Here is a 14167-nt window from a genome sequence, read left to right on the forward strand (position 1 = left end):
GACGGGGCACCAACCTCGATTTTACGTGACCAACTGCGCTACCAGAAGCTCTGCGTCCGGGCGTACTGACGCTCCTGACTGAGGATGTCCCGGTAGAAGTCCAGCTCGTCCTCACGGAGCTTGTTGATGATGCGGGCCGCGTTGTGCGGGCCGACACCGCGGGCCGCGAGCGCGATGACGGCCTGTTTCCCGTGGCTCTGGACGAGACTCGCCGCCTGGTAGGCGCGCTGGGTCTGTTTCTCCTGTTCCTCGTCCTTCTCGGTCGCACGGACCGCCTTCACGACCTCGTCGGCCCACGGGTTCAGGGCTGCTATCTGCGTCGAGCCGCACTTCGGGCACTCGGGCTGGTCGCGAATCCGGCTGACCTTCTTCTTCCGTTCGTACTCCTGGCAGTGCAGGCAGAACAGGATGACGCGGTCGTTCTGGATGCGCTCTTTGACCGTCTCGATGACGCTGGCGTCCGCGTTCTCGGGCGCGAGCAGTTCCTTCCCTGCCGAGTGCCCGTCGGTCCCGATGGGGCTCAGGTCGCCGTGCAGGGCCACCTCGATGTCGCCGTCCTGGATCGCCCGAAGGACCGAACTGGTGGCCTCGACCGCCAGGTCCTCGTGGAACACCTCGCGAACCGCCTCGTCGTACATCGGCGTGTCCTGCAGCGCGGCCAGCAGCCGGTCGCCGGAGATGCCCGAACCCTCCCAGCGTTTGAGCGCGCCGAACTTCGCGGCGACCTGTGAGAGCCGGAATTTCAACGAATCGGAGTTCTTCAGGCTGAGCTCGATGAGCGGTTCGACGTGGTCGGGGTCGGTCGTTTTGAGAACCTCCTCGACCTCGCCGAGGGAGACGCCCGACGGGACCTCCAGCTCTATCCGATACGGGTCCGAATCCAGTCCGACGGTCGAGCCGGTGCGCTGCCCAAGTAACGCGGAGAGCAAGCGCCCGAGCGTCGCGTTCACCTTGTGGCCGTAGGGGGCGTTCACGACGAAGGTGTTCGCTCGCCCCTCCACGACGATGCGGTCCGCGGTCGGCATCGGAGCCTCGGCCTCGACCTGGCGCTCGAACTGTTCCAGCGCGGAAATCGCTGTCTCCTCGTCGGTCGGGTACCGGGAACAGAACTCGCGAGCGACCGCGGTCCGTGGCGCACCGCGCTGGAACTGGGGTTCGGCGACGGCCCGCATCTCGCCGACCTCGCGGGCCACGGACTCGGGGACCGGAATCTCCTGGCCGATCCACGTCGGCACCTCACCCGCGGGGTCCTCGATGGGAGAGACCTTCACCTTCGACTTCTCGTCGTCCACCTCGACGATGCGCCACATCTCGCCGCGCTGGATGAACACCTCGCCGGGGTCCGCGAAGGTGGTGACGAACCGCTCGTCGAGGGTGCCGACCTGCTGGCCCGCGGCCATGTCGTACACCTCGTACGTCTCCTCGTCGGGAATCATCGAGAGGTTCGCGTAGACGTACTGCCAGGTGCCGCCGGTCTTCTCTATCTGATCCTCGCCCTCGTCCAGCCAGATCACCCGATTCCCGTGGAGTTCCCGGACGACGTTTCGAAAATCCTCCTCGGAAAGGTTTCTAAATGGGTAGGCGCGGGTGACGAGGTCGTACGCCTTTCTCCCAGATATCTCGCCGAAGTCCATCGCCAGCCCGGGAATCTGGTTCGCGACCACGTCCAGACTCCCCTCGTGGATGCCGGCCGGTTCGACCTCGCCCTCCCTGGCCTGCCGGGTGATGGCCATGGCTTCGAAGGTGTCGTCGGCGCGGGTCGTGACGATGGTCCCGGCCGAGACCTCGTCCCGGCGGTGGCCCGCTCTCCCGACGCGCTGGAGCAACCGGGCGACCTGCCGGGGGCTCTGGTACTGGACGACGTGGTCGATGCGGCCCACGTCGATACCGAGTTCCATCGAGGAGGTACACAGCAGGGCGTCGATGTCGCCCGCCTTGAACGCGTCCTCGACCTCGATGCGGGCCGTCTTCGAAAGCGACCCGTGGTGGACGCCGATGGGCAGGTCGAGTTCCTTGAACCGCGAGCCCAGCGCCTCCGCGGTCTGGCGGGTGTTGACGAAGATGAGTGTGGACTCGTTCGTCGCGACGATGTCCCGTATCGTGCGGACGTGACTCGCCACGCTCGCGTCGGTCATCAACTCGCTGGCGAGCGTCCCGTCCTCGTCCGTGACCTCGGGGTTCAGCACACGCAGGTCGAGGTTGCTCCCGACGTCGACCTGCCGGATGGCACAGTCCTCTCCGCCAGTGAGGAACGCACCGACCTCCTGGGGGTCACCCACCGTCGCCGAGAGGCCGATGCGCTGGAAGTCCCCCGCGAGTTCGCGCAGGCGCTCCATCGCGATGGTCAACTGCGCGCCGCGTTTCGAGGCGGCGAGTTCGTGCACCTCGTCGATGACGATGTGCTCGACGTCCTCCAGCGCCACCCGGAGCTTCGAGCCCGTCAGCATCGCCTGTACCGTCTCGGGCGTCGTCACCAGCACGTCCGGCGGGTCGTTCGCCTGCTTGCTGCGCTGGTAGTCGCTGGTGTCGCCGTGACGCACGTCGATGTCCAGGTCGAGTTCCTCGCCCCACCAGTCCAGCCGCTCGCGCATGTCGCGGTTCAGCGCCCGCAGCGGGGTCACGTACAGCGCGCCGATGCCGAAGCGCTCCTCGCGGACGAGCGCGTCGAACACGGGCAACATCGCCGTCTCGGTCTTCCCCGTCCCGGTGGGTGCGACCACGAGGGTGTGTCTGCCCTCGGCGATGGCCGGAATCGCCCGCGCCTGCGTCTCGGTCGGGGTCTTGAATCCCCGCTCGGAGAGCGCCCCCCGGACCGCGTCACCGAGTACCGTGAACGCGGCTGCGTCCGCTGTCATCGGCAGCACTAGTCAGGCGAGGAGGTTAATCCTCTCGGACGACGGCCGTCACCTTTATTTCACACTTTCCAGTTGGCGAGTTGAGCAAAGCGACTATCTCCTCGTGTCTCGCTCTCTCAAATACGAAATGAGTGTATCCGGTGGATGGTATGGGGGATACACCATCGACGCCGCCAGGGACGGCGTAACGGTGCGAAAGGGGCTCGATCTGGAAACGTTACCGCTGCCGGCCATCAAGTTCGTCTTCGAGTCGGCGCGTGAGGCACCCGTGGGCGTCCGGTTGACCGAACAACTCCCGGAAGGCGTGTCCTTCGACCACGTCGCCGTCCACACCGACCACGACGGCGTGAACTGGACCGCCTTCGAGGACGGGCGGCTGGTCTACACCGGGTCGGTACCGCCCGGCGAGACCGTGGTCACGCTCTACATGGTGTGGCTGCAGCGACCCGAACACGTGTACCGGTTCCTCACGGACCCGTACCTCCGGGTCACGTCGGACCCGAACGCACCGTCGCTGCGCCCGGTCGGCGTCGAGACCGACGTCCGCAGCGTCGACGCCGGGTTCACCCGCGCCGACCGGTTCACCCGCGTCCTCGACGACGTGGAGGCGTCGCTGGCGACACCCGTGAGCCCGGCACAGCCGGAGACAGGGACCGACGAGTCGTCGTCCGGAACCGAGGTACAGGTCGACCACGGGACCACCGAGTGGCCCCACCCGGTCCACCGTACCGGCGCGGGCGAACTGGACCTGCCGACGGCCGACGACGTCGAGGACCTCGCCGACGGGTCGGGCGGGCCGGGCGACCACCTCGTCCGCGTCGAGACGACCGACACGTACCACGGCGGTGGGGCCGTCGTGGTCGTCCAGGAACTGGCGAACGCGTTCGACATCCGCGGCCGTCGGCTCGCCGGCGAGGGCAACGTCGACATCGTCGAGGCCGTGGTCAGGACCGACCATCCGACCGACCGAATCGTCTCGGCGCTCGCCGACCGGCCGCAGGTCTCCGACGTGCTGGTGTCGCCACTGTTCGAGTCGGACGCACCCCAGCCGCTCCCGGCCCCTGACGAGGATGGGTCGGCCGAACCGGACACCAGCGCCGAGTTCGAGGCGATGCAGTCCGAGTTCGACCCCGTCGACGCCGCGGAACTCGAAGCAGAGCTCGACGCTATCTCCTTCCCCGGGTTGGGCAAGGGAGACGACGAGATGAGCATCGACGACCTGGTCGCGTCCGTCGAGTCCGACGACGAGCAAGTGGCGGACGAAGGGCGAGTGCCGGACGACGAGCAAGTATCGGACGACGACCAGAGAGACGAACCGGTGGTCGCAGAGGCCGGGGCGGTCGTCGGCCACGAGGACGACACCGCCGTGGAAGCGGCAACCGCTGGTGAATCCGCGGGCGCGACCGACGGCGACGCAGCAGTGGCGGCTCCCGCGGCAGATGGAGCCACGGCTCCGACGAACGAGGCCGATGGGATGGTCTGGGTGGACGAGAGCACGGCCGAACCTGGCGATGGCGGGCGGGCCGCCGCCAGCGAGCCAGCCCAGACCAACTCCGAACCGACCGAAGGGCCGCCTGCGTGGGGGTCCACGTTCGAACCGTTCACCGAAGACCTGAACGGAGAGGCCCCTCCAGGCCATCCCGACGAACCGGCCGAGGACATCGAGGTACTCCAGGAGGAGATATCGCGGCTCACCGACCGAATCGCGGAGCTGGAGAAACAACTGGAAGCAGCGCGAGCGGGACAGACGCCAGAGACCGGTCGTCAGACGCGCTGATACGCGCCCAGCCGGGTTCCATCGAGCAGGTACGCCTGCCCGTTCCGGAGGCCTTCCGGGAGGAACGGGGCGAGAAAGTCGTTCTTCGTGTTGACCCACGTACCACCACAGAGGTCGTTGAACGCCGGGAACACGACGAGCCCTGGCTCCTGCCAGTCCGCGACGAGCGCCTTGTCTCGATTCTCGAACGGCTCCCGGGCGAGCCCACCGCGAAGCCACACCCGTTCGATTCGTCGGCCACCGACCTCGTCGGTCAACCGGACGCAGGGGTGTTCGTGCCCCATGCAGACCACGTCAGCGCCGAGGACCTCGGCCGACGGCCAGGTGTGCCCGTGGGTGAACCCCACGTCGCCGAGTCGGACGCCACTCCCGTCGGTGACGGTCGAGTCGATCCACGACTCGATGTCGCCGTCGTGGTTCCCCTTGACCACGGTCGTCGGGAGGCCGAGTTCCTCCAGCAAGACCTCTATCTCGCCCCGTTCTGCGCCGCCCGGGCCCCCGATGGAGTGCATGATGTCGCCCAGGACGACGAACCGGTCGGGGTCGGTCCGGGCCGCGAGGTCCAGTACCTGCTCGCGGCGGTCGGACGCGTGGCTCCGGACGTGAACACCGCGCTCGAAACGGAGCGCGTCTTCGATGCCGGCGTGGAGGTCAGCGACGACGAGGAGCCGTTCCTCACCCGTCTCGACCACGGCGGCCGGGCTGTTCGGTATCGGTTCGACCGCGGCCATCAGATCGGCTTGAGCGTGTCGTCGTCGGGCTCGTAGCACTGCCCCCCGATGAGGGCGTTCTGGATGGCGTCCTCGACATCGGCCTCGGCCGACCCGGTGTCCGAGACGACCTGCGAGACGAGTTCTGCGCGGTCCGCACCGTCGCCGTCGTCGAGCTCCTTCATCACGTCCATGACGTAGTCGTCGAGGTCGACGTCCTCGGCGGGTTCGTCGCCGTCGTCGGCGTCGTCGGCAGCATCCGGTTCAGGCTCGTCGGCAGCGACCTCCGCCTCGACCGGTTCGTCGGTCGATCCAGCGGGTTCGTCGTCCCCGGCTGGGGCAGGTTCGTCCGCCTCGGCTTCAGCCTCCGGCTCCGGTTCCGGGGTCTCGATGCCGGATTCGCCCGGTTCCGGCACGTCGGTGCCGGAACTGAACTCCGCGCCGAACTCCTCTTCGATCTCCTCGCGTTCCTCGTCGTCCATCTGGTACATGCCCTCCGGCGTGGCACTCGCAGCCGCGGTCTCCTCGGCGGCCGGTTCTGGTTCCGGTTCGTCGGCCGCGTCTACCTCGCCACCGAGGTTGCCGGGCTCGAAGTCACCGATGTCGTCGTCTTCCGTTTCGAGGCCGGTGGACGGCTCGGGTTCGGGTTCGTCGCTGGTGACGGGTTCTGGTTCGTCAGTGGCGGCCGGTTCCGGTTCGTCAGTGGCGGCCGGTTCCGGCTCTTCGCTGGCGGCCGGTTCCGGTTCGTCAGTGGCGGCCGGTTCCGGTTCGTCCGTGGCAGCCGGTTCCGGTTCGTCAGTGGCGGCCGGTTCCGGCTCTTCGCTGGCGGCCGGTTCCGGTTCGTCAGTGGCGGCCGGTTCCGGTTCGTCCGTGGCAGCCGGTTCCGGTTCGTCCGTGGCAGCCGGTTCCGGTTCCGGCTCTGCCCCGGTATCGTCGGCGACGGCCGTTTCGGCTTCGACCTCGGCCTCTTCGCCGGTGTCGGCTACCCCCGCGTCCTCGTCGGTCGCGGCGGGCTCGGGTTCGGCCTCGCTCGCTGCCGACGCGTCGGGCGTCGACTCGACTGCGGCCTCGGTCGCCGTCTCGGATTCGGTGGTGGCCGGCTCCGCCTCGTCCTCGGTCGTCTCGGTCGCTTCCGCCTCGGTGTCGGATTCGGCCACCTCGGGCTGTTCCACGGTCGAGGCGGGCGAGCCCGGCATCATGCCGAATGCGGCACGCTCGGTGTCACGCAGGTCGCCCCAGGTGACGGTTCCGTCGCCGGCGTCGCCGGGCGACAGGGCGTTCCCGGAGACCTCGTCCTGGTCGCCCGAGACGACACGGGCCGCCTCGATGGCGGTCTGTCGGAGCCCATCGAGGTACGCCGGCGTGGTCTCGTAGTGCTGCATCGCGAGCGGGATGCCGTTGGCGAGCCCGGCCGGGACGCCCTCGGCTTCGAGCGCGGCCGTCAGCGCCTCGCCGTGTTCGTCCATCGCGGCAGCCTCGGCGTAGGTCGCGACGCGCTGGAGTGTCTGTTCGGCGGTGCCGACGACCCAGCGGTCCCGGGTCTCCGCGTCGACCACGTTGATGCTCTCCGGCCGGATGGAGGTGTAGACGCGGTCGGAGTCGTCCGGCGAGAAGGTACGCGCCTTGCCAGTCACGGCGACGAACTGCGGCGGCTGTGCCTGTTCGAGCGCGGCCATCTCGTCGGGCTGGTACTGCCCGGCGTAGACGACGAACGCGCCCGTCGGGTCGACGATGCGGCCCCGCAGGACCTCCTCGTTGACGGATTCGACCTCGGTCAGGACGCCCACGACGAACAGCCGGTTGACGCGGGCCCCCGAGGGCGTGATGACGTAGTTCGGGGCGCGCTCCTCGTCCGATTCCTGGTGCGAGAGGGTCGCGTCGTCGAACTCGCTCGCGAAGAGGCGGAAGGCCACCTCGCGGCGCTGGATGCCACTCATGCTTCCACCTCCTGAAGGAGGGCCTTCGCACGGTCGGCCGGGTCGTCCTCCGTGCGGCCGAACTCGGTCGCGTCGAGGTTCGCGCCGTAGTCGTCGACCGAGAAGTGTCCGCGGACCCGGAACTCGGGGCCGACGATGGCGTCACGGATACTGTCCGCGACGACCTCCTTGTCCATGGCCTCGCGGGCCTGGTCTTTCGCGTCCTCGAGGGTCCCGTCGTACACCACCTCGGTGATGTCGCGGTCGAGGACCACCGTCGCGGTCCCGGTCCCGTCGTCGAGAATCGCCTTCACGCGCAGGTCGTCGTCGCCGTCGACGTTCCCGTGGGCGCGACACTGGCCGTTCTGGACGACGCGGTTGCACTCGGGGCAGCGCTCGATGAGGCCGGAGCCCTCCCTGACGGCGATGATGTTCCCAACCAGCGCGACGTCGTAGATGCCGCCGGAGGCGACCGCCTCGGCGATGGACATCTCGCTGGCCGCGGAGCCGACCTCGACGTCGTGGTCGAGGCCCGTCACGGTCGAGAACTCGGAGACGTTCACCTCCGGGACGCCGCGATACTCGCGGACGTAGGCGTTCTCGATGCGGACCGTCCCGCCGTTCTCGATGGCGGGGTCCGGCTCCCAGCACGTGAATGGGAGGCGACCGGATTCGTCGCCGAACACGCCGCTGAGGATGTCGGTCTCGCCGTTCCGGCCGTCGATGGTCCGGCGTTCGACCTCCTCGACGGCGACCTCGACGGTGACGCCGCGGTCGCCCGATTTCAGGTCGCGGAGGCTGGCTTCCCCGCCGATGTCGTAGGGGACTTCCAGTGCCTCATCAAGGAACGAGAGCGACGTGCTCTCGCCGAGGTTGAGCTCGGGTCGGCCGTCCCACTCTCGCACCCCGGCGTTGCCGACCTGGATGGTGTCCCCGGCCGAGAGGCCGAAGTCGGTCCAGGCGGTGTAGGAGAGCTTGCCCGTCTCGTCGGCGAGTTCGCCCTCGAAGATGACCTGCTGTTCGCCCTGCGTCTGGATGGAGCGCTTGCCCACCGTCAGGATGCGGCCCGTGACGCTCACGCTGCTGTCCTCGGGCGTCACGTCCCCGATGGTCTTCTCGGATGGCGCGGAACTGCCGCCGCCCGAGTCGTCGCCGTACTTCCGGCGAAGGCTCTGGACGGCTTCGTCCATCGGGACGCTGTACGACACCAGGTTCTCAAGGTCGGATTTGACCTCCTCTTTGTCAACACCGAGGTCGGAGGCGAGCTCCTCGGCGCGGTCGTCGAGACTCATGGCAGTGCGTTCGGCGGCATCGTTTAAAAGGATTCGTGGGCGTGTGGGCGCGACGCGAGGGTCGGAAATCACTCTGGCGCGCGCTGGCGAGCGTGTAGAGCGAAGCGAGACCGCGAGCCGAAAGCGCGCGAGGGACGACCGGAACGAAGCGAAGTGAAACGAAGCGGAGTGGAGGAAGTCGGCTGGGGAGGGTGTGGTGCGGGGCGGTGGCGGTCCCAGTGCCACCAGCGCGAGCTAGCTGCTCGGCGTCACAGGGACCAATCGCGAATCCCGGACGGGAACCGAACGCACTCATCCCGGAATCAACCTCTCGAACCCACCGCACCGAAACCAGTTTCTCCCTCCCACCGAACACCGAACCATGTACGTCCACGTCAACGCGGCGATGAGCGCCGACGGCAAGCTCGCCTCGCGCACACGGGAGCAGTTACGCATCAGCGGCCCGCAGGACTTCGAGCGCGTCGACCACATTCGGGCGCAGAACGACGGCGTGATGGTCGGTGTCGGAACGGTGCTGGCCGACGACCCATCGTTGACGCTGGACGACGCGGAGCGCATCGCGAAGCGCGAATCGACGGGGCGCAGCCCGCACCCGGCACGAGTCGTGGCGGACTCGAGCGCTCGCACACCACCCGACGCCCGAATCCTCGACGACACCGCGACGACGTACATCTGCGTGAGTGAGGCGGCCCCTGACGACCGAGTCGCCGCCCTGGAGGACGCAGGTGCAGAAGTCGTCGTCGCGGGCGAGGACCGGGTCGACCTCGCGGCTGCCCTCGCAGCACTCGAATCCCGGGGCGTCGAGCGCCTGATGGTCGAAGGCGGCGGCGAACTCATCTACTCCCTCTTCGCAGACGCGCTCGTGGACGAACTGACGGTCTACGTCGGTTCGATGGTCGTCGGTGGGCGCGACGCCCCGACACTGGCAGACGGTGACGGCTTCACGGCCGGTTTTCCCGAACTGGAGTTGACCGGTGTCGAGCGCGTCGACGACGGCGTGTTGCTCGAGTGGCAGGTCCCCTGACCCCGGGCCACCCCTTCTCTCTGTCAGGTCCGTCTATCAGAAACTGGCGAGGAACCGCCGAACCAGTTAAGACGACAGTGGTCCTAGGTACCGATTGTCATGGGAGACACGAAGCGCGGACGAGAACGTAAGCACCTCGGCAAGGAATCCCAGATCATCGAAGAAGACCTGGAGTACGCGAAGAAGGTGCAGACGGGCGAGGTCTCGGAAGAACCGCCGCGCATCGAAGCGGAAGAGGAGGAGGAGGTCATCGACATCGACGTCGAACTCGAAACCGAAGCGGAGGTTCGAGCCGACGACGACGACTGACCACCGGTCGCCGACACTCACATCCCGAACGTTTCTTCGACGAACCGATTGACGCGAGCCGTGGCTATCCCACCCACGGCGTGTTCTTCCGGCGGAATCTGTTCCGGGAGAGCGACCTCCTCGGGTGTGAACACCTGCCCGACCACTGCGTCGCCCTCGCCAGCCCGCTTTCGCGCCACGAGGTCGCGCGCCCGGTCGAGCACCGAGTCGTCGACCTGTCCGGACGCCTCGCACTCGTCGAGGAACGACGGGAAGTGCAGGTCCGGGAACGTGTGGGTGTCACGGACGTGCCGGGCGGAGAGGACCGCCCGGATGACGTACAGGTTCCGCGCGACCGTCTGGTCACACGACCCTTCGGTGTAGCGGTCCTCGTCCTTGGGCAGTGTCGACGGGTTCCCGGGCTCGACCGGCTCACCGACCCAATGCGTCTCGGTCTCGTCGGTGACGACAAGCGCTGGCTCGCCGTTCTCCAGCACCCGGCGTTCGAGGTACTTGCGGTACTGGCGCTCGGCGAGCGACCGGTAGTGGTGGTAGAGCCGGATCGGCTCGAAGTCGCCGGCCACGTCGGCTTCCAGACTGGCAAGCGCGTCGTGCTCGCGGTATCGCAGGGGCGAGTGCAGGAATTCGAGGACCGACGGGTTCGAATCGACGAGCAACTCGGCGAACCGCCTGACGTTCCAGCCGGTCAGCTCGAGGTCGGGGCCGTGGTCGGTCTCGATGCTCGGGACGTACTCGTCGAGCGTCGCGTATCTCACGAGTGGCTGCCGGAAGAGGACCGCCACGTCGTAGTCGCTGTTCTCGCTGTCGAGTCCCCAGGCTCGGCTCCCCACGTCGCGCACCGCGAGGACGGTACAGCCGTGGCTCGCTTCGAGGGCGTCGAGGGCGGTCACGAGACTGGGCGGGTCGGTCGGCATACGAAGAAACTGCGGGGACCCGGTACTTGGGTCTGTGTGGGTCGTGTTTGCAGTGCTGTGTCTGGTGCAGTCCTGTCGGCTAGTGCTGGTGGCCGGTCGCCTCACCGAAGCTGACGCCGAAGCGCTCCTCGAAGAGGTCCATCGCGGACTGCTCGACGGCGTCGAGCTCCTCGCTGTCCTCCTCGCCGTGGTGGGCGATGTGGTGGGCGCGGGAGGCGAACGAGAGCATCGCGATGTCGCCGACGACCTCGGCGGGGCTCTGGTCGCCCTCGGCGAGGAGCGAGAGCAGGTCCTTCGGGAGTGTGACCTCGTCGCTGTCGTCCTCGGACTCGATGCTGAACGTGACCGTCTCGATGTCGTCTGCCATACCGCAGCAGTCGTCCCTGGGACGTAAAGCCTCTGTGGGTTCCGTGCCTGCCCGGCGCACGAGCGTGCCCGCAGTCAGTCGGTCTCGTCGTCGCAGGCACCGTGGAACTCGAACCGTGCCCCACCCGAGTCGCTCTCGGTGACGTCGATGCGCCAGCCGTGGGCCTCGGCGATCCGTTCGACGATGGCGAGGCCGAACCCTGTCCCGTCGCCGTCGGTCGTGTATCCGCGCTCGAAGACGGTGTCTCGCCGGTCCGGCGGTATCCCGGGACCGTCGTCGGCCACGAAGAAGCAGTCACCCTCGACCCCGACCGTGATGGTCACGTCGTCGCGACCGTGGTCGATGGCGTTCCGGAACAGGTTCTCGAGGACGGTCTGCAGGCGTTCGGGGTCCGCCTCCACCGTGCAGGTTCCGGTGACGGAGACGGTCGCGTCGGGGGCAGCGATAGAGCTCCACGCGAGGTGGGCAACGGTCCCGAGCGACACCGGTTCGGCCGAGCCGATGTCCCGCCCCTGCCTGGAGAGCGTCAGCAATTCGTCGATGAGCCGGTCCATCCGGGTCGCGGCCGCCGTGACGTCGTCGAGGAACGACAGGTCACCGGTCTCCTGTGCCAGGTCGGCGTTCGCCATGATGACCGACAGCGGGCTCCGCAGGTCGTGGCTCACGATGCTGGTGAACTCGTCGAGGCGTTCGTTCCGCTCCCGGAGCTCCCGGCGCTGTGCCGCCTGTTCGAAGGCGGCACCGGCGTTCCGCCCGAGGATGGTGAGTAACTCGACGGTCGGGTCGCCGAACTGGCCAGCGTGGGGTATCCCCGCCATGAGCAAGCCCTGGTCACCGAGTGGCACCAGCAAGACCACCGAGAGCGGCAGGTCCGGATGGGCCCGGTCCGGTGTCGACTCGAACTCCTCGACGAGGACGCGCTCGTTGCGCTCGAAGACGGCCATCTCGAACGTTCCGTCCTGTATCTCCGGAAGCGTCAGCGATTCGTGGCCGGTGAGGACCCGCACGGCGTCGCTCCCGGCGAGCGGTCGCAACGGCCCGCTGTCACCCTCCTGGTGCCAGACCGCCACGAACGACTGGTCGAAGACGTTCTGTGCCACGTTCACCGTCGTCTTGGCGATGACGCGGGGGTCCTCGACCGCGAACAGGTCGCGCGTCGCCTCGGATAGCGCGGCGAGTTGGTCCTCGTAGGCGAGTGGGCCCCTGCCACTGCGAACGACGAGGATGGTCTCCCCGCTCGTCGCGCGCACGATGGTCAGTCGTCTCCCGGTCGGCTCGTCGGTGTCGCCGTCGCCCCTGCCAGTGTCGTCTCCCGACTGCACGCGCGTCCGCCCGAACCAGCGCCCCGTCCGGCCGACCGCTTCGATTCCCTCTCGGACGACTCCGTGCTCGACGGTCGGGAGGCAGTCGGTCCAGTGCTCGTCGAGCAACGCGACCGGGTCGTCGTAGCCGTACATCCCGCCGTAGGTCCCGTTGGCGAAGACGAACCGGCCCTCCGGGTCGAGCGCCGCCACCCCAACGGCGCATTCGTCTACCCTCGGACGCGTTCTCGCGTCGGCGACACCCATGCTATAGGGGGACAAACCACAGGAACCCGTAAAAAACAGCTAGTGGAGTATTCAGGCCCGTTCGGGCTAGTCGTCGGCTTCCGCGGCGGATTCGGCACCCTTCGCGGCGGCCGCCGCCTGGCTTTCGAGGTACTCGTCGGCGTCGAGTGCGGCCTTACAACCCATGCCGGCTGCGGTGACCGCCTGCTGGTAGTGGTAGTCGACGACGTCGCCAGCGCCGAAGATTCCCTCGACGTGGGTCTCGGTCTGGCCGCCACCGAAGCCGCCCTTCGTCTTCAGGTAGCCATCCTCGTCCATCTCGACGCCCGTGCCTTCGAGGTACTCGGTGTTCGGCGTGTGGCCGATGGCGTAGAACACGGCACCGACGTCCAGTTCGGACTCCTCGGTCTCGGGGTCGTCGAGCTTGGCCGTCGGGTGGCCTTCGGGGTGCTCGACCAGCGTCACGTGGTCGACGCCCTCCTCCTGGGAGCCGTGGAGTTCGGTGACCTCGGTGTTCCAGAGGACCTCGATCTCGCCGGCGTCGACCTTGTCCATCACACGGTCGATCCAGACGTCCTCGGCACGGAACTCGTCGCGACGGTGGGCGATGTACACCTTGTTCGCGAACTTGGTGAGGAAGGAGGCCTCCTCCATGGCGGCGTCACCGCCACCGACGACGAGCATGTCCTCGTCGCGGAAGAACGCGCCGTCACAGGTCGCACACGTGGAGAGCCCGTAGCCCATCAGCTCGTCCTGTCCGGGGATGTCGAGTGTGCGGGCGGACGCGCCGGAGGCCGCGATGAACGAGTCCGCGGTGTAGACGGAGCCGTCCTTGAGCTCGACGCGGAACGGGCGCGAGGAGGCGTCGACGTCCGTGATGATGCCGTTCTTCGTGTCGGCACCGAACTTCTTGGCCTGCTCTTTCATGTTGTTGATGAGCTCCGGCCCGGAGATGCCCTCGGGGAAGCCGGGGTAGTTCTCCACGTCCGTCGTCAGGGTGAGCTGGCCACCGGGCTCGTCGCCCTCGATGACGAGGGGCTCGTTGTTCGAGCGAGCCGCGTAGATGGCTGCCGTCAGGCCGGCGATGCCGGTTCCCGCGATGATCATCTTGCGGTGCTCGGTCACGTCGCCGCCGTCGGGACGGGCCAGCCCGAGCTTCTCGTCGAGCTCGCCGGTCTCGTTGAGGGCGCTGGTGTCGTCCCAGCCACCGATGAGCTCGTCGTCGATGAACACCTCGGGGGCGGTCTTTCGCCCGTCTGCGCGCTCGACCATCTCCTCGAACAGCTCGTCGTCTCCCGTCACGTTGTACGTGACGTACTCGACGCCTTTCTCGTCGAAGAGGTCCTTCGCCTTGTCGCAGTACGGGCAGTTCTCCTTCGTGTATATCTCCACGTGCGGCGAGTCTGTCATGCCTCTTCCTACCGCCTGTACGGCTTTTATAGTTGCGTTGTTCTGC

11 protein-coding genes are annotated in these 14167 nt (G+C 67.7%); 3 read left to right on the forward strand and 8 right to left on the reverse strand.

The window, feature by feature from the left end:
* Positions 1 to 38: 38 nt before the first annotated feature.
* The gene (locus tag N6C22_RS12945; protein ID WP_261651530.1) at positions 39 to 2855 is read right to left on the reverse strand and encodes a DEAD/DEAH box helicase; all 2817 of its coding nucleotides are present in this window, start codon (positions 2853 to 2855) and stop codon (positions 39 to 41) included.
* Between the two features lie 127 nt (positions 2856 to 2982).
* Between N6C22_RS12945 and N6C22_RS12950 the strand changes: the two genes are divergently transcribed.
* The gene (locus N6C22_RS12950; RefSeq protein ID WP_261651531.1) at positions 2983 to 4632 is read left to right on the forward strand and encodes a hypothetical protein; all 1650 of its coding nucleotides are present in this window, start codon (positions 2983 to 2985) and stop codon (positions 4630 to 4632) included.
* On the opposite strand, the gene N6C22_RS12955 is transcribed toward N6C22_RS12950, so the two are convergent.
* From N6C22_RS12955 to N6C22_RS12965, 3 genes are read right to left on the reverse strand one after another with little or no spacing between them, the layout of a single operon-like run.
* A complete protein-coding gene (locus N6C22_RS12955) occupies positions 4620 to 5363 on the reverse strand; it encodes a metallophosphoesterase (protein ID WP_261651532.1) in 744 nt (247 codons plus the stop codon). The two genes, N6C22_RS12950 and N6C22_RS12955, sit on opposite strands and share 13 nt — an antisense overlap.
* Positions 5363 to 7279, reverse strand: a complete 1917-nt coding sequence (locus N6C22_RS12960) for a hypothetical protein (protein ID WP_261651533.1) — start codon at positions 7277 to 7279, stop codon at positions 5363 to 5365. Before N6C22_RS12960 ends, N6C22_RS12955 begins: the two co-directional genes overlap by 1 nt.
* Positions 7276 to 8550 carry a Single-stranded DNA binding protein gene (locus tag N6C22_RS12965; protein ID WP_261651534.1) on the reverse strand — a complete coding sequence of 425 codons (1275 nt, stop codon included), beginning with the start codon at positions 8548 to 8550 and terminating at the stop codon, positions 7276 to 7278. Before N6C22_RS12965 ends, N6C22_RS12960 begins: the two co-directional genes overlap by 4 nt.
* 361 nt (positions 8551 to 8911) lie before the next feature.
* Between N6C22_RS12965 and N6C22_RS12970 the strand changes: the two genes are divergently transcribed.
* Together N6C22_RS12970 and N6C22_RS12975 are read left to right on the forward strand one after the other, a co-directional pair.
* Positions 8912 to 9574, forward strand: a complete 663-nt coding sequence (locus N6C22_RS12970) for a 2,5-diamino-6-(ribosylamino)-4(3H)-pyrimidinone 5'-phosphate reductase (RefSeq protein ID WP_261651535.1) — start codon at positions 8912 to 8914, stop codon at positions 9572 to 9574.
* A 99-nt stretch (positions 9575 to 9673) separates the two neighbouring features.
* The gene (locus tag N6C22_RS12975; protein ID WP_261651536.1) at positions 9674 to 9883 is read left to right on the forward strand and encodes a hypothetical protein; all 210 of its coding nucleotides are present in this window, start codon (positions 9674 to 9676) and stop codon (positions 9881 to 9883) included.
* 17 nt (positions 9884 to 9900) lie between these two features.
* On the opposite strand, the gene N6C22_RS12980 is transcribed toward N6C22_RS12975, so the two are convergent.
* The 4 genes from N6C22_RS12980 to trxB all read right to left on the reverse strand — a co-directional run bounded on the left by N6C22_RS12980 (position 9901) and on the right by trxB (position 14121).
* Positions 9901 to 10797, reverse strand: a complete 897-nt coding sequence (locus N6C22_RS12980; RefSeq protein WP_261651537.1) for a nucleotidyltransferase domain-containing protein — start codon at positions 10795 to 10797, stop codon at positions 9901 to 9903.
* Between the two features lie 79 nt (positions 10798 to 10876).
* Positions 10877 to 11164 (reverse strand): hypothetical protein, encoded by a 288-nt coding sequence (locus N6C22_RS12985; protein WP_261651538.1) that lies wholly within the window; start codon positions 11162 to 11164, stop codon positions 10877 to 10879.
* 74 nt (positions 11165 to 11238) lie between these two features.
* Complete coding sequence (locus tag N6C22_RS21205) at positions 11239 to 12678, reverse strand: ATP-binding protein (protein WP_261651539.1); 1440 nt, start codon at positions 12676 to 12678, stop codon at positions 11239 to 11241.
* A gap of 120 nt (positions 12679 to 12798) precedes the next feature.
* The gene (gene trxB, locus N6C22_RS12995) at positions 12799 to 14121 is read right to left on the reverse strand and encodes a thioredoxin-disulfide reductase (RefSeq protein WP_261651540.1); all 1323 of its coding nucleotides are present in this window, start codon (positions 14119 to 14121) and stop codon (positions 12799 to 12801) included.
* Between the last annotated feature and the right edge of the window lie 46 nt (positions 14122 to 14167).

The sequence above is a fragment of the Haloarchaeobius sp. HME9146 genome, assembly GCF_025399835.1.
GTDB lineage: Archaea > Halobacteriota > Halobacteria > Halobacteriales > Natrialbaceae > Haloarchaeobius.